At 63.0% G+C, this 18,928-nt stretch carries 15 protein-coding genes; 6 read left to right on the forward strand and 9 right to left on the reverse strand.

Going from position 1 to position 18,928, the window contains the following annotated elements:
• Nucleotides 1-7: 7 nt before the first annotated feature.
• The 5 genes from AC1REK_RS05700 to AC1REK_RS05720 all read right to left on the reverse strand — a co-directional run bounded on the left by AC1REK_RS05700 (nt 8) and on the right by AC1REK_RS05720 (nt 4,274).
• On the reverse strand, nt 8-514 hold the full coding sequence (locus AC1REK_RS05700) for a winged helix-turn-helix transcriptional regulator (RefSeq protein ID WP_327521651.1): 507 nt from the start codon (nt 512-514) through the stop codon (nt 8-10).
• Nucleotides 515-584: 70 nt separating this feature from the next.
• On the reverse strand, nt 585-1,724 hold the full coding sequence (locus tag AC1REK_RS05705) for an ABC transporter permease (RefSeq protein ID WP_327521650.1): 1,140 nt from the start codon (nt 1,722-1,724) through the stop codon (nt 585-587).
• On the reverse strand, nt 1,721-2,653 hold the full coding sequence (locus AC1REK_RS05710; RefSeq protein ID WP_492270371.1) for an ABC transporter ATP-binding protein: 933 nt from the start codon (nt 2,651-2,653) through the stop codon (nt 1,721-1,723). The genes AC1REK_RS05705 and AC1REK_RS05710 overlap by 4 nt, the downstream gene beginning before the upstream one ends.
• On the reverse strand, nt 2,650-3,606 hold the full coding sequence (locus tag AC1REK_RS05715) for an HlyD family secretion protein (protein WP_492270370.1): 957 nt from the start codon (nt 3,604-3,606) through the stop codon (nt 2,650-2,652). The genes AC1REK_RS05710 and AC1REK_RS05715 overlap by 4 nt, the downstream gene beginning before the upstream one ends.
• Nucleotides 3,603-4,274: a CerR family C-terminal domain-containing protein gene (locus AC1REK_RS05720; protein WP_492270369.1), complete on the reverse strand. Its 672-nt coding sequence runs from the start codon at nt 4,272-4,274 to the stop codon at nt 3,603-3,605. Before AC1REK_RS05720 ends, AC1REK_RS05715 begins: the two co-directional genes overlap by 4 nt.
• 785 nt (nt 4,275-5,059) lie before the next feature.
• On the opposite strand from AC1REK_RS05720, the gene AC1REK_RS05725 reads away from it, so the two are divergent.
• Nucleotides 5,060-6,196, forward strand: a complete 1,137-nt coding sequence (locus tag AC1REK_RS05725; RefSeq protein WP_492270368.1) for an AAA family ATPase — start codon at nt 5,060-5,062, stop codon at nt 6,194-6,196.
• Nucleotides 6,189-8,411, forward strand: a complete 2,223-nt coding sequence (locus tag AC1REK_RS05730) for a S8 family peptidase (protein ID WP_492270367.1) — start codon at nt 6,189-6,191, stop codon at nt 8,409-8,411. The genes AC1REK_RS05725 and AC1REK_RS05730 overlap by 8 nt, the downstream gene beginning before the upstream one ends.
• Here AC1REK_RS05730 and AC1REK_RS05735 read toward each other — a convergent pair.
• Nucleotides 8,408-8,965, reverse strand: a complete 558-nt coding sequence (locus AC1REK_RS05735) for an ImmA/IrrE family metallo-endopeptidase (protein WP_492270366.1) — start codon at nt 8,963-8,965, stop codon at nt 8,408-8,410. The two genes, AC1REK_RS05730 and AC1REK_RS05735, sit on opposite strands and share 4 nt — an antisense overlap.
• A 1-nt stretch (nt 8,966) precedes the next feature.
• A complete protein-coding gene (locus AC1REK_RS05740; RefSeq protein WP_298670820.1) occupies nt 8,967-9,311 on the reverse strand; it encodes a hypothetical protein in 345 nt (114 codons plus the stop codon).
• A 135-nt stretch (nt 9,312-9,446) separates the two neighbouring features.
• On the opposite strand from AC1REK_RS05740, the gene AC1REK_RS05745 reads away from it, so the two are divergent.
• Genes AC1REK_RS05745 through AC1REK_RS05755 form a run of 3 tightly spaced genes read left to right on the forward strand, consistent with a single transcriptional unit; the run spans nt 9,447 to nt 11,297 of the window.
• Entirely contained in the window at nt 9,447-9,716 is a 270-nt protein-coding gene (locus tag AC1REK_RS05745; RefSeq protein ID WP_183191937.1) for a multiubiquitin domain-containing protein, read from the forward strand.
• A complete protein-coding gene (locus AC1REK_RS05750) occupies nt 9,691-10,863 on the forward strand; it encodes a ThiF family adenylyltransferase (RefSeq protein ID WP_492270365.1) in 1,173 nt (390 codons plus the stop codon). The genes AC1REK_RS05745 and AC1REK_RS05750 overlap by 26 nt, the downstream gene beginning before the upstream one ends.
• The gene (locus tag AC1REK_RS05755) at nt 10,860-11,297 is read left to right on the forward strand and encodes a ubiquitination-like system serine protease family protein (protein WP_492270364.1); all 438 of its coding nucleotides are present in this window, start codon (nt 10,860-10,862) and stop codon (nt 11,295-11,297) included. Before AC1REK_RS05750 ends, AC1REK_RS05755 begins: the two co-directional genes overlap by 4 nt.
• A 304-nt stretch (nt 11,298-11,601) precedes the next feature.
• Here the strand turns inward: AC1REK_RS05755 and AC1REK_RS05760 are convergent, their stop codons facing one another.
• Entirely contained in the window at nt 11,602-12,516 is a 915-nt protein-coding gene (locus tag AC1REK_RS05760; RefSeq protein ID WP_492270363.1) for a pPIWI-associating nuclease domain-containing protein, read from the reverse strand.
• Between the two features lie 307 nt (nt 12,517-12,823).
• Between AC1REK_RS05760 and AC1REK_RS05765 the strand changes: the two genes are divergently transcribed.
• Complete coding sequence (locus AC1REK_RS05765) at nt 12,824-13,798, forward strand: DUF4365 domain-containing protein (RefSeq protein ID WP_492270362.1); 975 nt, start codon at nt 12,824-12,826, stop codon at nt 13,796-13,798.
• Between the two features lie 187 nt (nt 13,799-13,985).
• Here the strand turns inward: AC1REK_RS05765 and AC1REK_RS05770 are convergent, their stop codons facing one another.
• Complete coding sequence (locus AC1REK_RS05770) at nt 13,986-18,773, reverse strand: autotransporter domain-containing protein (RefSeq protein WP_492270361.1); 4,788 nt, start codon at nt 18,771-18,773, stop codon at nt 13,986-13,988.
• Between the last annotated feature and the right edge of the window lie 155 nt (nt 18,774-18,928).

The following is an 18,928-nucleotide window of genomic DNA, read 5'->3' on the forward strand; positions in this document are numbered from 1 at the left end:
CAGGCTCCTAGTTCGATCTGTCTTGGGTGGCGGCCTGGCGTGCTGCGAGGCGCTCGCGCAGGTCGCTACTGGCGCGCGGCCCGGCGATGACGGTGGCGCTTTCCGCAGTGACCGGTTGCAGGGTCGTGGCATCGACGACGATCGGCGTGATCGGGCGCCCGGTCCCGCGCTCGGCCAGCAGCAGCGAGGCGCCCTCGGGCGCAAGATGCCGGTTGGCGTAGCCGATCAGCGCGGCGACGACGGGGAAGAAGTCCCGCCCCTTCTCGGTCAGGACGTATTCGTAGCGTTTCGGCCGCTCGCTATAAAGCCGCCGCTCGAACAGCCCGCTCTCGGTGAGATGCTTCAGCCGGCGCGTCAGCATGTTCGGCGCGATGCCGAGGCTGCGCTCGAATTCGTCGAAGCGGGTCACCCCCTGCAGGGCATCGCGCAGGATCAGGATGCTCCACCATTCGCCGACGGTCTCGACCGCGCGGGCGCAGGGGCATTCGGCGAGCGGAGCGAGCTTGAGCTGCATGGCCCGGGCTCGCTAACGCAGTGACTATCTTTTTGCAAGCCACTATTTCACACGGAGGCTTGCTCCCTCGTCAGTCCAGCGTGCTCCTGAAGCGCAGCAGCGCGATCCCGGCATAGAGCGGCACGAAGACCGAGAGGTAGAAGACCTCCGCGCCGATGTCGCCAAGATCGGCTCCCTTCAGCATGATCGCCCTGATGACGCGCAGGAAATGGGTCAGCGGGAAGATCTCGCCGAGCCATTGCGCCCAGAGCGGCATGCCGGCGAAGGGAAACATGAAGCCGGACAGGAGCAGCGACGGCAGGAAGAAGAAGAAGGTCAGCTGCATCGCCTGGAGCTGCGTGCGCGCCATGGTCGAGATCGTGTAGCCGAGCAGCACCAGCGCCAGCACGAAGATCAGCACGCAGGCGAGCAGCAAGGCGAGGCTGCCGAGGAAGGGCACGCCGAAGAGCAGCTTCGCCGCCGACAGCACGACCGCGACCTGGACGCTGCCGACGGCGAGATAGGGCAGCACCTTGCCGAGCATGATCTCGCCAGGCGTCGCCGGCATGGCGAGCAGGTTCTCCATGGTGCCGCGCTCGATCTCGCGGGTCAGCGCCATCGCCGTCATCATCACCATGGTCATCTGCAGGATGACCCCGAGCAGGCCGGGCACGATGTTGTACTGGGTGATCCCCTCCGGATTGTAGCGCCGGTGCACGACGAAGGAGAGCGCGCTCTCGCTCTGCTGCAGGGCGATCTCCTCGGTGCCGAGCGCCCGGGTCAGCGCCCGGGCGGCGATGGTCTGCAGGGCGCCGACAGCATTGCTCGAGGCGGAAGGATCGGTCGCATCGGCCTCGACCAGGATGCGCGGCTCGTCGCCACGCTCGACCCGCATGCCGAAATCGCTGGGAATGGTGACGAGGAAGGAGATCGCCCCGCGCGCCATCAGGCTCTCGGCCTCGGCGGCGCTCTCGGGGCGCCTGACGAAGCGGTAATAGCCGGAGACCTCCAGCGCCGCGACGACCGAGCGGGTGTAGCGATCCTGCCCCAGCGCCAGCACGGCGGCCGGCAGCCCTTTGGGATCGTTGTTGATCGCATAGCCGAAGAGCAGGAGCTGGATGATCGGCACCACCAGCATCATCGCAAAGGTGATGCGGTCGCGCCGCATCTGCACGAATTCCTTGGCGAGCATGGCGCCGAGCCGCCCGCCGGAACGTGCGAGCGCGCTCATGCCGCCCTCCCCTCCGCCTGCGCCCGGGCCATGAACTGGATGAAGACATCCTCCAGGCTGGTCGCACCCGGCTCGATGCTGAGGCCGGGGCGCTCCTTCAGGTGCGCCAGCGCCGCTTCCAGCTTGCCCCTGTTGGTACCGACGACATGCAAGGTCGCCCCGAAAGGTGCGACCTGCTCGACGCCGTCCGCCTGCGCGAGCGCCGCGATCTCGGCCGGCTTCAGCGCGCCGTGGACGACATAGGTCGAGAGGCCGGAGCCGCGCACCACCTCCTCGACTGTCCCGGTCGCCAGCATGCGGCCATAGGCGATGTAGCCGATGCGGTGGCAGCGCTCGGCCTCGTCCATATAGTGGGTCGAGACCAGCACGGTCAGGCCCTCGCCGGCGAGGCGGTGGATCTCGTCCCAGAACTCGCGCCGCGCCTTGGGATCGACGCCGGCGGTCGGCTCGTCGAGCAGCAGCAGTTTGGGCTCGTGCATGATGCAGGCGGCGAGCGCGAGGCGCTGCTTCCAGCCGCCCGAGAGCGTGCCGGCGAGCTGGTCCTTGCGCGAGGTCAGGCCGAGACCGTCGAGCGTGCGGGCGACGGCCTCGCCGACGGGTTTGAGCCCATAGAGCCGGGCGACGAAGGTCAGGTTCTCCTCGATCGTCAGGTCCTCGTAGAACGAGAACTTCTGCGTCATGTAGCCGACCTGGAGCTTGATCTGCGCACTCTGGCTGCGGACGTCGAAGCCGAGCACCGTGCCCTCGCCGACATCAGGCGTCAGCAGCCCGCAGATCAGCCGGATCGTCGTGGTCTTGCCCGAGCCGTTCGGACCGAGGAAGCCGACGATCTCGCCCCGGCGCACGGTCAGGTCGACATTGTCGACAACGGTGCGCGAGCCGAAGCGTTTGGTCAGGCCGCGCACGGCGATGACGTCCTCGGCGCTCATCGCCGGCCCTGCAGCACCACGTCGACGATCTGGCCGGGCTGCAGCCGGGCGGCCGGGCCGGCCTCGGGCCGCGCCTCGACGAGATAGACCAGCTTCTGCCGGGTATCGGCGGAGTAGATCACGGGCGGCGTGAACTCCGGCTCCTGCGAGACATAGGAGACCGTAGCGGCAAGCCCGGGCGGGCAGCCATTGCAGCGCACATCGAGCCGGTTGCCGACCATCGTGCCCGAAAGCAGCGCCTCCGGCACATAGAGCATCAGCTTGACCGCCCCGTCGGGCAGCATCGTCAGCACCGGCGCGGCCGGGCCGGCGAGCTCCCCGGGATGGCGCACGAGATCGGTGACGATGCCGGCAGCCGGCGCCGTCAATGTCCGTTGCGAGAGCCGCCATTTTGCCTGATCGAGCGCGGCCTGCGCCTGCGCCACCTGGTTCTGCGCCGCCTTGATCTCCTCGTCGCGCGCCGCCAGCCGGGCCACGGCGAGATTGGCCGCGCTCTGCCGGACGCTGGCCGCGGCGACGTCGCGCGCCGTCTGGGCCTGGTCGAGATCGGCCTGGGTCGAGACCCCGCGGCGGAACAGGTCCTGCCGGCGCTCCAGCGCACGCTCCGCCTCGCGATGCTGGGCCTGGGCCGAAGCCGCATTGGCCTCGATCACCGCGATCTCCTCCGGGCGCTTGCCGCTGAGCAGGTTGGCGAGCTGGGCGCGCAACTGCACAAGGTGTGCCTCGCTCTCGGTGACAGCGTTCTGCGCATCGTCGGCCTGCAGTTCGGCGACGATCGCGCCCGGCGTCACCCGCTCGCCGCGCCGGACCGCGACGCGCTCGATCCGGGCCGTATCGATCGGCCCGAGCCGGACATACTCGCCCTCGACATACCCGACGATCCGGGTCGTCGGCGGCGCGCAGATGCCGAGCGAGGCGGCAATGGCGAAGGAGCAGATGAAGCCGAGGATCATGACGCTTCTCCCCTGCAGGCGAGTATGCTGGCGCGAACCGAACGCCGGATCGTCTCACCGATCAGGCGCGCCTCGTCGGGGCCGATTCCGTCCCAGTCGAGCCGCCGCGTCACCGCCGGCCGCGCGATGCGGAAATAGAAGACCTGGCCGATCGCCGCGAAGACCGCGAGCTTCGTCTCCGGCGCCTCCGGCTCCATGCCGGTCGCCGCCGCCCAGACCTGGCAGGCCCGGCGGTGCACGGGCTCGAACAGCCCGCCATAGAGCGCCTCGAAGGCCTGGCTCGGCGTCAGCATCTCGCGCACGACGAAGCGGGCGACGACCTCGCTCTCCGGCACCGTTGTCAGAAAGGCGACGACCCGGTCGATCAGGGCGAGCAGTTGCTCGGCCGCCGCGTCGCGATCGCTGACATCGAGCGCCATCGAGACGGCCGGCGCGCCACCTGCCAGCACGCCCTGCATGCGGGCGATGATCGCCTCGGCGCAGGCCTTCCTGAGCCCGTCCTTGCCGCCGAAATGATAGGCGATGCCGGCACTGTTGACGCCGGCCGCCTGCGCGATCTCGCGTGTGGAGGTCGCGTCGAAGCCGTTACGCCCGAACAGGTCGAGCCCGGCCCGGATCAGCGCCAGCCGCGTGCCCTCCGCATCCTTGATGATGGATGAGCGTGCCATAGCGGGAGCATATCACCACACCTCATTTCAATCAATCGATTGATTGAAATGAGGTGCTGATGAGCACCACCCGGCGCTCACTTCTCGAGCTGCAGAAAGTTTGTCACCAACACGCGCATTCTGTCACCGCGGCGCGCCCAGATTGTCACTGGCGCGGAGCGGTACCTGCTCGACATGCGAAACGTGTAGGAGGACGACCGGAGACGTCGCGCCAGATTAGAGCTAGTGAACGCGAAGGCAACGTTTCCTCGATTTTACAAAAAGTTCCGCAATTGAATGAGGTGCCCGGCTCCCTACCGGGCACCTTCATTTGGAGCCCAGGCGTAAGCGTGGCTGCTTCTTGCAGTCCGGGCAGCCAACACCGCAAGTGCGATAGCGAGCTGGGAGCCACATAGACCCTGACATCAGCAAGATGCCCCATCTACGCGCCCGATGTTTGTATGGCTCGGGGCGCTGGTAGCTAGCCTGCATAACGAACTGCGAGGGGACCGGAGCTGGCCCCTAGCCGACGTCTGGAACGTCTGCTTCCGGGCAGTCCAATGGCCTAGCCGTCTGGCTGCTGAAAGGTGGTCTTTCGGACTCTGCCAACGCCGGTTTCGTCCAGCTTGGCTTGGCCACCGGGCAGCGAGCTCGAGACTGACCCATTCCCAACACTCATTATCTTCCATTAAAAATATAATAAATACAATGACTTGTAGGAAGTATGGAAGATTTCTGGAAGAAAATATTGTAGAATCTTCCATTTCTCTGTATGTTGCACGCCACTCATTTGGAGGCGACGGCGCGTGGCAACGGCAGAAAACAAGCTCGAAAAAGACATGGTTCATCTGGCGCGAGTGGCGCTGTCAGGGCGGCCGCAGGACGTGATGACGCTTCTCCACCGCTTTGCCAAAGGCTATCGGGATAACGCGCCTGCCATGGCTACGGCTTTGGCCTCGCTGTTGCGGGAATCGCCGACGCGCGCCTCGCCATTACGTCGACAGACGGAGGCCGTGCTTCCCGTCGATCTTGATACCCGCTTCCATCTGTTGCGAATAGAAGAGCATCCGGTCGTGGACCACGAGCCGGTATATTCCAGCACTGTGCAGGCAGCGCTTGATGCGCTCGTGGCCGAACGCAAAGGTATAGAGAGTCTTCAGAAGGCCGGCCTTGAACCCAGCCGGACTGTTCTGTTCACAGGCGCTCCCGGAGTGGGCAAGACGCTTGCCGCGCGCTGGCTTGCGCGCGAACTCAACAGGCCTCTTCTAATTCTCGACTTGGCTGCCGTGATGAGCAGCTTTCTGGGCCGCACGGGCACCAACCTGCGGCATGTTCTCGACTATGCGAAGACGCTGGACTGCGTGTTGCTGTTGGACGAGCTTGATGCCATCGCCAAGCGTCGCGACGACCGCGGAGAAATCGGGGAACTGAAGCGCCTCGTTACTGTGCTTATCCAGGAAGTCGACGACTGGCCGTCGTCGGGCCTGCTGGTTTCGGCTACCAATCACCCGGACCTGCTGGACCCAGCGATATGGAGACGCTTTGACGTCGCGCTGGAGTTTCCGCTTCCGGACCGCGAAGCAATCCGTGCCTATCTGATGTCCGCGCTCGCTCCACTGTGCGCGCAGGCAGACAACTGGGCGCGCGTGCTTACAATCGCGCTCGAAGGACAATCATTCAGCGATATCGACCGCGAGCTTAAGTCAGTGCGCCGCAAAGCTGCGCTATTGGGTGAGCCACTTGACAATCATCTGGTGGGGCTCGTCGACGGCAGGTCGGGCAGCAAGAGCGATCGCATCGCGCTTGCGGCGGAGCTTGTCAGCGCGGGGGTTCTGTCGCAGCGCGCGGCCCATGAAGTCACCGGCGTGGCGCGGGAAACCATTCGCGCCCGGACTGCAAAGAAGCCTCCGAGCCAAATAAACGGGGTCGCGCGCCGTGGCTAAACAGAATTTTCTTCTCGGCAAGGGCGAGCGGCTCACGCAGGACGTTGTCGTGCGTTCGGGCGGAGGGCCGAAGGTCACGCCCTATACGTTCCAGCAGGCGCGCAGCCGTCTGGCTCCCATGCTTGATAACACCGTTCGGCAGATCAGAAGCCTGCCTGATGAGGCTTGCCCGCAAGGTCAGGCCGTCGCGGCTGTTGTGCTGAATCCCGAATTTATCGCTAAATCGTATTTTCCGTCGGAGCTGCTTCGTCAGACAGGTCTAACTCCTGTCGGGAGCAAGCCACGGCGCATCACGCCCGCGCAGCGATCCAAAGGGCGACCGCCGGAAGAAGCCCTAACTACCGAACTCTTCGTCATGGGGACCAAGCAGGCCTTTGCGAACTGGCAGTCGTCCATGGGGCGGCTGGTGGAGGGAACGCAGGTCGCGAAGGATCTGATGACGCTAGAGACGATCGAGGCCCAGAGCGTCGCAGACAAAATCAAGGGGATCATCCCCGCGCGCGGCGATACCGTCTTCGAGGTCGTGCTTCATGCGGAGGGCATGGACGGCGAGCGCGCCATGCTTCCGGAATTCAGCAACTATCTGCAGGGCCTCGGCGTCGACGCCAGCCTGAACCACCGCTTCTATGCGGGCGGCCTGTGCTTCATCGAACTGGAGGCCCCGGTCGCGCTCGCTGAATCGATTGCCCTGTTCTCTATTGTCCGCGCCGTCCGGCAGATGCCGCAACTGCGTGTCCTGCAACCGGCATTCCGCACCTCCGGCATTCCTTCCGTCGCCGTCGAGCTGCCGCCTGTCGCCGCTATGGATCCCTCGATAAACGTCGCTATCTTCGACGGTGGCCTGCCGCCGTCGCATCCGCTGTCGGCCTGGGCATCCCCCTACGAAATCATCGGGACCGGTCCTGCCGTTGGCGATTTCCTCAATCACGGAACCGGGGTGACATCGGCCTTTTTGTTCGGCTCGATCGACCCGTCGAAGCCGCTTCCGCAGCCCTATTCGAATGTCGATCACTACCGGGTCCTCGACGGCGACCCCAGCCAGAACCTGCACGAGCTGTATGAAGTGCTTGGTCGCATAACGAGCGCGCTGGACCAAAAACACTATGACTTCGTTAATCTGAGCATCGGGCCGTCTCTCACCATCGAAGACGATGACGTTCACGCGTGGACCGCTGTTCTTGATGACCGCTTCGCGCGCGCGGACACGCTCGCCGCCGTCGCGGTCGGCAACAACGGTGAAGGCGATGAAGAGCTGAGCCTGAACCGCGTGCAGGTGCCGTCTGATTGCGTGAATGCGCTGGCTGTGGGTGCCGCCGATTCACCGGGCGAGCGATGGGCCAGAGCGCCTTACAGTTCAGTCGGACCGGGACGAAGCCCCGGCCTGATGAAACCCGACCTTGTTCAGTTCGGCGGATCGCTGCAAAGACCGTTCCTCGTGGTCGGTGGCGGCAGCAAGCTTGCCCTTGAAGCCACCGGCGGCACATCCTTCGCAGCACCCAGCACATTGCGCTTGGGCGCTGGCATCAGAGCGCATTTTGGCAATGGCATCGGCCTGCTCGCCGTGCGCACGCTGTTGATCCATTCGGCCGAAACGTCAGACCATCCCCACCGGGAGATAGGTTGGGGCCGCGTCGCGCAGACGCTCGAAGACATTGTCGTCTGCGATGACGATACGATCAGGGTCATCTACCAGGGCGACATTTCGCCGACGAAATACATCCGGGCGCCGATCCCACTGCCAGAGAGCGGGATTGCCGGTAACGCCGAAATCACCGCTACGCTGTCCTACAAGTGCCTTACCGATCCCCACCACCCGGGCAACTACACTCGCGCCGGACTGGACGTCACGTTCCGGCCTCATGACGGGAAATATAAAAGCGAGGAGCAGCTGCACGCCGATTCCAAGAGCTTTTTCTCAAGTGTCCGTTCCGGCGGCGATGAGGAGGAGCTCCGGCGGGACGCGTGGAAGTGGGAAAACTGTCTGCACGCCACCCGCAAGTTTCGCGGGTCGAGCCTGCAAAATCCCTGTTTCGACATTCATTATAACGCCCGCCTGGAGGGCCGAAACTTCACGCCCGCAGAGAAGCTGCCCTACGCGCTGGCGGTTACGGTGCGGGCAAAGGGCATTGCCGACTTTTACGACCAGGTTGTCCGTAAATATGCGACCCAGTTGGAGCCGCTGCGGCCGGTCATTGAAATTCCGGTCAGAACCTAGCGCGCGCCGAGCAGATACGCACCAGAACGGCTGTACCGCGTTTGCGCGCCGCTTACGCGCAGACGGTAGTTGAGCATCGCGCCGCTGATGCCATAGAGGTGCTGCGCTTCGGCCACAAGCTGTCGGCACATCACGTGCCATGCCCCCTCATTGGTCAGCAGCAGCGTGCCCGCGAGATAGTTGGCTTCGGCTTCAACGCTGCCGTCACGGGCGCGTTCGCCTTCAGGGGTCAGCGGCGGAGTGCATTCGTGGCCTAGAAAACAGTGCGCCAATTCATGGCAGATGTTGCTGCGCTGGCGATAGGGATGATGCGAGTCGTTGTGCACTATCGCCGTGTTGAGGCCGCAAGGCACCGTCACGGCGGAGAAACATGAGCTGTCGGTTCTGAGGAACGGCGACTGTCGGTCGAGCTCACTGAGCTTGATAAGCTGAATCTCATAGCGCTCGTAGACCAGCACCGGATCGATGGGCGCTTCCGGCGGCAAGCCCATCTGCGCGCGTACCCGCAGAGCGATGCGATTAGCTTCCGTTTTGAATCCGCGTCGCCAGCTCAACTCATTTATCCCGCAGGTTATTGTAGGTGCTGATTACGATCTCCTCGATCAATTTGGCATTGTTCGACGATAGTTTCGGGTCCGCGCGGAGCAGGGCTGTAATCTTGGCGATCGGCTCGGCTTCCTGCTGCTCGCCGCCCCGGATGAACAATTCTGCCTTGAGGTTTGACCAGGACAGGAGCGCCGCGAGGCCGTTGACGTCCGGCTTCGCGCCCTGACCGATCCTGGACAGGGTGGATGCATTGACCCCGGCCTCCTCGGCTACGTCCTTCCAGGTTTTTTGACGGCTCAGGCGCGCGGCGTTGAGGGCCGCATAGAAGGCGTCGCTGTCAAAGCGGTCGGTCATGCTCTCTCCGTTGCGAAAATTAAACCGATTGCGATATTGCAATTTCGCTCTGAAGATCATAATATCAAATTGATTGCTAGATCGCAATTGCAACCGAGCATCCCACCGGCGGCTGTCCGCCAGAAAGGCTAACCCATGAATGCTCCGCGCCCCGAAGAACGGCCGAAAACCGTCACCATCATCGTCAATGGCCGCCCGAAGACGCTGCCGAAGAAGGAGGTTCTGACCTTTGAAGAGGTCATCGCCCTGGCCTTCGAGAACCCGCCGACCGGCGACGGCATCCAGTACACGGTCCAGTACACGCGCGGCCACGGCAACAAGCCCGCGGGCACGCTGGTCGAAGGCCAATCCGTCAAGATCAAGGAAGGGATGGAATTCGATGTCACGTCGACCAATCGCTCTTAGTCCGGACCTTCTCCGGCTTCAGAACGAGGGTTACGACCTCGACATACGGGGCGGCTACCTGCTCGTCAGGGACGTGCCGTATGTCGACTCGTCGGCAACCATTCGTCTGGGTGTTCTGATTTCGCGGCTGGAGCTGTCCGGCGACAAGACCGTCAAACCGACGGATCATGTCGCCTACTGGACCGGCGCGCACCCGTGTCACAGTGATGGCCGCAAGATCACTGCCATCCAGAACAGCTCCGTCGCCCAGGATTTTGGCGACGGCGTCCGGGCCGAGCATACGTTTTCAGCGAAGGCGGATTACCGCGACTACCACCACAAGATGACGAGCTACATCGCGCGCATTGCGGGCGAGGCCCACAAGCTAGACAACAGCGTGGGGGCGCGCACCTATCCGGCCATTCCTGCGGACGATGATACTTGCGTCTTCAGGTATGTCGACACGGCGACGAGCCGCGCCGGTATCGGGGCGGTCAACGGCAAGATCGCCGGTCAGCGCATCGGCATCGCCGGACTCGGCGGAACGGGCGCTTACATTCTGGACCTTGTCGCGAAGACGGCCGTGGCCGAAATCCGGATCATCGACGGCGATGTTTTCTCTCAACACAACGCGTTCCGCGCGCCGGGAGCACCGTCGCTCGGAGACCTTGAGAACAAGCCGCAGAAAGTTTCCTATTTCGCGGCCCTGTACTCGAACATGCACAAGGGTATCGTCGCGCACGATGTTTTCCTGGACGAGGTGAATGTCGCGCTGCTAGACGGGCTGGACTTTGTGTTCGTCTGCCTCGATCGGGGCCCCGTCAAGCGGGCCGTCGTTCATCGCCTGGTGGCTAACGGCACCCCGTTCGTGGACGTCGGCATGGGCGTACTGCTCAATGACGGGCAGCTCGGCGGCATCGTGCGCCTGACGACCAGCACGGCGGCAACCCGCGAAGAAGCGGCGCCTCACATCTCCTATGCCGATGATGACGGCGGGGCCAACGAGTACGCCACGAACATTCAGATCGCCGAGTTGAACTCGTTCAACGCTTCGCTTGCCGTCATGCGGTGGAAGCAGCTGTTCGGGGTCTATCGCGAGGCGCGCGGTCACTTTTACACCGGCTATTCGATCGGGTCCGGGGAGATTGTGCACGAAGGTGCCGAATGACAGGCGCATCGCACCTCAGGCCGGAATTCGTCGAATTCATCCCGGACCGGCTGGAACCGGGCGTCCTATACATTTCGCGGCGATACGCGACCGCATCACATCTGTGTTGCTGCGGGTGTGAGCGCGAAGTCGTGACGCCTCTTAACCCGGCAAAGTGGCGGATTACAGAACGTGCGGGCACCGTGTCTCTGGCACCGTCGGTCGGCAACTGGAGCTTTCCCTGCCGCTCCCATTACTGGATCAACGCCAACCGCGTTCAATGGGCAACAGCGATGGCCCCCGAGGTCATTCAGGCAGTTCAGGCGCGCGATCGTCGCGACGCGGAACTAAATGTGCCAAAGCCGCAGGGCTGGATCTGGAGGATGTTCGAGAAAATAGAGAGAGAGGCGTCCCTGCTGCTTTCCGCTCTGAAAGCGTGGTGGCGCCGATCCTAATTGGCCCGTCCAAACGCTCGTCTCAGCGTTGAGACCTTCTGAACCTTTTTGGAAGGGGTCGCCGTAGGATTCGAGCGGCCGCCGCGCGTCGGCCGGGACGTGACGCTCCAGGCTAATCTCGCAGAACAGCGCCTCCTGCCACTCGCCCATCGTCGCGCCCGTCCTCCATCCGAGGAAGACTGAATCAGGACTTCATGCCGCGGCAACGGCGACTTCTTCAACGGTATCGGTAGGCAGCTGACATTCGCCGAGCTTCTCTCAAGATCGCGAGTGCCAAAGCTCTGGTTCTTTGGCACGCCGAAGTTCACGCGTAGAAGGATGAATTGTCGACGCAGATATCAACGGCTTCCGTGGCGAACACCGTTGGGGTGATTGCTTTTGATGTCACCGTCGCACGATAGGGATAGGCGTCGTCGATTTCAGCACCGTCGCCCCTGCGCCGGTCCGAACCTGATCCGTACTGCAAGGTCACATATACTGTGCCTTGGACCTCAAATTTCACCTCACGAGCTCCGATCTCAATCACCGAAAGGTGCTCGGATTGGTGTTCATCCACGATGGTGTGAGTCGACAACTCGTCCAGTTCCTGAACGACATCGCCGATCAAGCGGTCCAGAACAGCTTGATCAACGTGATCGGCGAGTTTACGCGCAACGGCAGCTCGGCATTCACGAGCAGCTTCGAAAAGATTCAGAAGAGCTTCGAGACTGTCGGCCCCTAAATTACGGACTTTGCGGCTATCATTGAGCACGGTATCTGACTTAACGTGCGTCACAGCGTTTAGCTTTGACATAGCGTCAGTAAGTGGCTTGATCGTCGCTTTCAAATCAAGCGAGAGTTCTTCCTCAACAAATCTCGGCAGGAGACCGCCTTGCGAGATGTAGGTGGCGCGCTGCGCTCGTGTTGGTCCTGTTGTACCTTTCTCCTGAGCATACCACCCGCAGCGCTTCAATTCGTCGTCAGGAGCGAGTGTGTGTAAGACATGGGTCACCAATTCCCGCAAGGCAGCGGCGAAAAGGTTACCTCGAATTGGGTTTTCTTTGTCCCTCGCAACTCTAAATGCGCCCTTCAGAACTAACGCCATGAACTGGTCATGGGGGCGTTCCGCGCGCAAAGCCTTACGTTGACCGCGGAGACTGGACCACGTCACGATCGGTCGCGACGATACTGACAACCCTTTCAACGGTTTTACTGCTTTGAGTTTGGATTGGCCGTTCATCGATCAAACCTTCAAGGCTTCGCGCAAAATTCGACCCATCGCCGCTCCTCGCGGACGGGGCGACGTTGAGCATTGCGGGAGGGACGAACTGGGTCGAGTTCAATGTTTCATCCCGCCATCAATAGCCGAGCAACTCACGTGTTCAAGCGACAGGCGTTTTAAATCTGCTCTTGAACACTAGGCTAAATTCCGCTTATGCCGCTCTCTCTGGCAAGTCGCACCCATGCTGTTCTTCAGGGTTGTCTCGGCGCACTGCAGCATGTGGGCCGAACACATCGGCAGCCCCTGAGTCCTACGAAGGAGTTCGATGTTGACGAAGCTGCCCAAGGCCACTGACACCAATCAGACCGGGCGTCTCGGGGTAACGGTCCTTCAGGAGCGCCTCGAACGGGAGGGCTGGATCTTTCGTCGTCAGGATGGCGACTCAGACTTCGGCATCGACGGGGAGATCGAGATCGTCGATCGCAATCTCGTCACTGGGCGGCTGATCAAGTGTCAGATTAAGTCCAGCCGCACGATCGAGTTCGAGGATGGCGAGGAGTCGGTCCAGGTCAGCGTCGCAACATATAATCTTTGGCGCGCTACTCCGCTGCTCACGATCCTTTTTCACGTGGATACGACAAGCCGCTCTATCTATTGGACGCCCGCGCTAGCTCATCATCCTCGCGCGAAAGCGGAGTCCTTATCGATCCGGTTTGAGGACACAAGCGACGTTAAAGACAGCATCGCCTCGTTGCGCAGCTACCTGGATTCTTGGTTCGCCGTTCGATCGAGTGACGCGATCCTGCGCGAGATCATGCCATTCCACCGCATCTACGAGGAGTTGGCTACGGACATCGACCATAACGATGCCTGGTCCGAGATGAGTGAAGAGCAGGATGATAGATTCCGCCTGTTCTACGGCCACGCTCTACGTTTGCGGCTAGAGGTTGGCCTTGCGAACGGCATCCTGCCGACGATCGATGACTGGTACATGCGCAGCCAGGGCGTCTGGAACAGCGCCTATCCGCTGTTCTGGGGCACCTTCAGCGAAGCAATGCACGTGATCCGGCCCGCTTACGAAGAGGCCCTAGCCCGTATCACTGCTCGTTTCGCGAACGTCGAAATAACTGTCGAAAACCAGGATCTCTGGAATTTCATAGAACAGCAAAAGACAGGCCGTTCGGTGTTCCACACAATGATCGACGCCCGAAGCTCCGAGCTTCAATTTCACGCGAAGATTGAGGCGAAGTTGCGGGCTCTTAACGCACTCAAGTATCCGTTTGCTCCGGGGAAGCCCTGATGCGCAGACCCGACTGCCTCTGTGCCGAACGCAATAGCGGGGGCGTTCGATACCGAGGTGATCCAGGCCCGATCAGAAATGTCCGCTTTCGGGCAGACCTCGTATGACAGCTATTGGCGCTAGTGAACCCAAGTCCGCATTGCATCTGAACAGGCCAGCGAGCGAATGTTGGCTTTGGCCGCCAGCTTCAGAATCGCATTTCTACCCTGCCCTTGAGGGCGTGATCGCGGGAGCGTTCACCGATCGCTGCCGAGTAGGTGAGGCCGAGCGCGGTTGCCTGCGAAATGCGCCAGTCGAGACCGGCTTCCGCTACCACCGCCTCGCGGTCGATCGGAGTGGCGAAGACCGCCGCCAACGCGGTGCCGGCGACGAAGGCGGTGCGGGCCTGCGGGACCAACTCGCCAAAGCCGTGGCGCCAGCCGAGCATGGCACGGGCGAAGAGCGGCATCTCCCCCAGCCGCGCCTCGGCCCGTAGACCGAGCGTGGCGAAACCGAGCGCCTGGTCGGAGGAGCGCACTCTGAGCGCCGCAGCCCCGCCAAGTTCGGTGCCAGCGTCGGTCGAGACCCGGATCAGGGCGAGCTGCGCGAAGGGCTCCAGCGCGAGGTCGTGGAAGGCGAAGCTATAGCCGAGCTCGGCGAAGCCTTGCGTAACCGAGCCGGGACGCTGCAGCCGCAAGAGATCGCCGAAGCCACGGATCTGCACCTGGCGGCGGATGTCGCTTTCCGACCAGCTATGGGCTGCGCCGGCATCGAGCCTGAGATTGCCGAAGCGCGCCCCGGCATAGAGCGCGGTGTGGCCGCTTTTCAGCTTACCCGAGGAGAGACGTGCATCGAGATCGAAACGCGACTGGCTATAGCCGCCGGCCACGCCGAGCTTCAGCGACGAGCCCGGCCCGTCGTGGACCATCAGGTCCGCCCCGAGCAGCGCGCCGCCGCTGCGGCGGGAGAGCTTGGCGGCGTTGCCGTCGCCACCAATGTCGCCTGTGCTGCCGAAAGCCGTGCCCCAGAGCGCATAGCGAGGCTGTGGCACTCGCGCAGGCATCACGACCGCCCACTTGCGGGCTGGTAGGTCGGCGGCGAAGCTCGCCGTGACCTGTCCAAAGGGCGCGGTCAGCAACGGGCCACGCAGATGGCCCAGAATAGTGTCGCGCACCAATCGGCTCTCGTCGATCATAACGCCGACCGCCTGGGCATGCGCTTCCCCCGAGAGTAGGTCGAAGCCGGCGCGGGCTTCGGCCGCCGTCGCCGAGATCAGTGCGTCATAGACCGGGTTGCCGACGCCCAGCCGCTCGGCCGCGATCGCAACCAAACCCTGGTTGCGGCTCGCGGCGATGTAGCTGCCGCCCGTGCCTGGGCTGGGGATGGTGTCACCGCCGGAGCTTCCGCCGCCACCGTTGTCCGGTCCGAACGAGGTGTCGTTGCGTGTCATGGTCAGGGTAACGTTTTGGCTGCCATAGCTCAGCGATGGCGTCAGGAAGGCCAGGTTCGAGCTCACCGTCGAGAACTGGCCGGTCACCCCACCCGAGGCCGTCAGAATGGTGTAGCTCGCCGTCGCCGCGTAGTTGCCGTTCTCGGCCAGCACCTGCACCGTGCCCCCGGTGATGCTGGCGCTGCCCGAGGCCACGACCCGGTCGCTCTGGCCCGCCGCGGTGACCTCGACCTGATAGATCGAGCCCGAGGCGAAGACGACATTGCCGGAGACCGTCAGCGTCCCGAGCGAGTTGCCTGGCGCCACCGTTGCGCCAGCCTTGGCGACGATGCCGCCGACCGTGCCCGAGCCGCCGAGCGTGCCGCCGTCCAGCACCGTGATCGCCGACGAGGCTAATGATCCATTGACCGAGAGCTTGCCGGCTTCGACCGTAGTCGCCCCGAACAGCTCGCTCCTGCCGCTCAGGATAAGATTGCCGGCGCCGTGCTTGGTGAAGGAGCCGGTGCCGTTGATTGTGTTGGCGAAGCTTGCATCCACCGCCTGGTCGATGACGAGTGCGCCATTGTTCATGATCTGGCTGACGCCGAAGCTGCGAGCCGAGCCGATCAGCGTGCCCCGCGCGATCAATGTGCCGCCGGAATAGGTGTTGACACCGGTCAGGGTGAGCGACCCGGCGCCGCGCTTCTGCATGTCGCCCGTGCCCGAGATCACACCGGCGAAGGCGATATCGTCCGAGTGGTCGAAGGCGAGCGTGCGGTTGTTGACGATAGCTCCCTTGATCGAGCCCGAGGTGCCGCCGTCGCCGATCTGCAGGACACCATCACTGACCGTGGTCCCGCCGGCATGGCTGTTCGTTCCGGTGAGCACCAGCGTGCCGATCCCGGTTTTTGACAGGGAGCCGCTGCCGCTGATGCCGCCCGACCAGGACAGGTCAGCATCGGTCTGGAAAATGCCACCGGCCGCATTGATCACGACATTGCGGGCCGAGGTGAAGCTCGCTGTCGTCCTCAACGTACCACCGTCGAGGGTCAGGTCACCTGTGGTCGCGCCGAGATTGGCATTGGCCGAAATCTGAAGCGTGCCGCCAGCGATCGTCGTCCCACCATTGTAGCCGTTGTTGCCCGCAAGAATGAGCGTGCCGCCTCCCACCTTCTCGATGGCCGTGCCGCTGCCATCGACGATGGTCGAGCCGATGCTGGCGACGATGCCGTTGTCGACGTTGAAGGTGCCGGCGGTTCCGCTTGCGGGCGCGATCGATAGCGTGCCGCCGCTCAGCGCATAACCCTCGGTCGAGAATTGCAGCGTGTCGAAGCTCACTGCGCCGACGACAGTCACCGCACCGCCCGCGGTGCCGGCGAACACGCCGACCGAGCCACCCCAGCCGCCGTTGGCGTTGCCGGTACTGTTGGTCCAGTTGCTGCCGAAGCCGGACCAGGTTCCGGTTCCGCCGTCGACGATGCCGTTGTCGGAGGTATTGGTTCCGTCCCAGAACTGCATGGTCTGGCCGGAGCCGAGCACGACGAGGTTGACCTGTCCAGTTACGGCCGTATCCACCTGAGCATCGGCGATTGAGAAACCGCCTCGGGTCGAGGTGACGCTCTGGCTGTCGAAGCTGCCGGTGAGCGTGCCGCCATAGTCGAAAAGACGATAATAGCCGGCGGCCGCAGCGCGTGCGTCGAGCGCACCGCCGAGCCTGAGGTTGCCGGTGACCTCGACAAGGTCGTTCCCGGCGACGGGATCGCTCCCGCCGACCACCCCCGGCGAGTTCAGCTCGAAGATCGAGATCGAACCGCTGTTGAGCGTGAGGGATCCGACCGTTAGCGTGCCGGGGCTGTGCCCCGCCGACAAGGTCCCGTCCACGGTCACAGCCCCGGCGATAGCGCCGGTACCGGACAGGGTCGCGCCGGCTGCGACCGTCACCGTACCGAGGCCGGTCAGCGCGCCATCGATGCGCAGCTCGCCGGCTGCGACCGTCGTGGTGCCGCCATAACTGCTGGTCCCGCTGAGCGTCTGCCTGCCTGCACCCTGCTTGATGATACCGCTGGTGCCGCCGATCGTACCGGCGAAGACTTGATTCGTCGCATTGCCGAAGGTCAGCGTATTGGCGCCAAGCGTGACGGTGGTGCCGGCCACACCCGACAAGGCGCCGATGGTCCGGTTGCCCAATGCCCAATCGATGTCGAATTCAGCGCCTGCGGCGGCGAGGTTGAGGCTGCTGCTGGTGGCGAGGCTGCCGGTGCCGCTCAGCGCGAGCGTGCCGGCCGTGATCGTGGCGCCGCCGGTGTAGGTGTTGCTGCCCGTCAGCGTCTGCCTGCCCGCGCCCTGCTTGACGATACCGCTGGTGCCGCCGATCGAACCGGCGAAGGCCTGGTTCGTCGCATTGCCGAAGATCAGCGTGTTGGCGCCGAGCGCAATGGTGGTACTGGCCACACCCGACAAGGCGCCGACGGTCCGGTTGCCGGATGCCCCACTGATGTCAAACTCGGCACTTGCAGTCGCGAGGTTGAGACTGCCGATCGCGGCAAGGCTGCCAGCGCCACTCAGCGCGAGCGTGCCGGCATTGATCGTGGTGCCGCCGGTGTAGGTGTTGGCGCCCGTCAGCGTTTGCCTGCCCATGCCCTGCTTGATGAATCCACCGTCGCCCGAGATCGAACCGCTGAAGGCGGAGCCGGCATTCTGTGACCCTACGGTCAGATGTGTCCCGGCTCCGAGCGCAATCAGTCCGCTGCCGCCGAGCTCGTTCACCGACAACGGAGAGTTCAGCCGGTGCGTACCATCAATCTGGAGATTGGTTGAGCTCTCCACTGCCGCCGAGTTGTTGGTCGTCAACGTCATGCCCGGACGAACTTCGAGCGTACCGATGCTGGCGCCGGCGCCGGTCCACGTACTGTCCCCCGAGAAAATGAGGCGCGATGCCCCCGTTATGCTGGTAGAGAATGTTCCTCCCCCGATCGTAAGCGGAGCGGCAATGCCGATCTGACCGTTGCCCTCCAGACGGGAGATGGTGGTCGCGTCGCTCGATAGATAAAGCGTTGCATCGTTGTTGATCGTGAGGGCTTTAGCCACGCTCAGCACGGCACTGAGCGAATGAACGACCACACCACCGGGGGAAACGGTCAGAGCCGTTAATGTCCCTCCGTCCACGACAAGATTGAGATTGATTCCACCTGTCCCGTACCAGCCATTAAAGTTGATATTGCCGGTATCCGAGGCCGACCCGAAATACATGGTCGACCCTGTCAGAAAACTGTGAAAGTAGGCATTCATGGAGTGCCCGGCGGCAGCAGATATACGGCCGATTGACCCTGTGTCTGTGATTACACTGCTGCCAAGGCTGAGATCGTTGAGCGCACGGATGTGGCCTGCCGCTCCAATGAATCTCACTCTATCGTAAGGGAATGGATTATCAGTCGAAACTTGAGCGAGCCCGCCGATGTTGCCAATCGTCTGGGAAAGCGCAGCTTGGCATCCGAGAATCTTGAGCGCGATAAACAGGCTCGCCAAAAGCAATGCTGTATTGAAATTCGAACGGTTCGCTTCGATCAAATGAGGGCTTCTGCCGGCATTTGGCCGAACGACTCGGAGATCCTCTGAGCGAGTAGCAGTCCTTCGCATGGCCGGCTATTAGTGGCTCAATCCAGCTGTCGTCGGGCGACTGCATCAAGGCCATGCCGATCTCACTTCGCAAAGTCCAAAATTTG

It is taken from the genome of Allobosea sp. GW823-FHT02B03, assembly GCF_058797755.1.

Bases quoted from the DNA above. Each gene is read 5' to 3' on its own strand.
- AC1REK_RS05720 (WP_492270369.1), bottom strand. From the start codon at position 4,274: ATGGCACGCTCATCCATCATCAAGGATGCGGAGGGCACGCGGCTGGCG.
- AC1REK_RS05760 (WP_492270363.1), bottom strand. From the start codon at position 12,516: ATGAACGGCCAATCCAAACTCAAAGCAGTAAAACCGTTGAAAGGGTTG.
- AC1REK_RS05700 (WP_327521651.1), bottom strand. From the start codon at position 514: ATGCAGCTCAAGCTCGCTCCGCTCGCCGAATGCCCCTGCGCCCGCGCG.
- AC1REK_RS05710 (WP_492270371.1), bottom strand. From the start codon at position 2,653: ATGAGCGCCGAGGACGTCATCGCCGTGCGCGGCCTGACCAAACGCTTC.
- AC1REK_RS05705 (WP_327521650.1), bottom strand. From the start codon at position 1,724: ATGAGCGCGCTCGCACGTTCCGGCGGGCGGCTCGGCGCCATGCTCGCC.
- AC1REK_RS05745 (WP_183191937.1), top strand. From the start codon at position 9,447: ATGAATGCTCCGCGCCCCGAAGAACGGCCGAAAACCGTCACCATCATC.
- AC1REK_RS05755 (WP_492270364.1), top strand. From the start codon at position 10,860: ATGACAGGCGCATCGCACCTCAGGCCGGAATTCGTCGAATTCATCCCG.
- AC1REK_RS05740 (WP_298670820.1), bottom strand. From the start codon at position 9,311: ATGACCGACCGCTTTGACAGCGACGCCTTCTATGCGGCCCTCAACGCC.
- AC1REK_RS05765 (WP_492270362.1), top strand. From the start codon at position 12,824: ATGTTGACGAAGCTGCCCAAGGCCACTGACACCAATCAGACCGGGCGT.
- AC1REK_RS05715 (WP_492270370.1), bottom strand. From the start codon at position 3,606: ATGATCCTCGGCTTCATCTGCTCCTTCGCCATTGCCGCCTCGCTCGGC.
- AC1REK_RS05750 (WP_492270365.1), top strand. From the start codon at position 9,691: ATGTCACGTCGACCAATCGCTCTTAGTCCGGACCTTCTCCGGCTTCAG.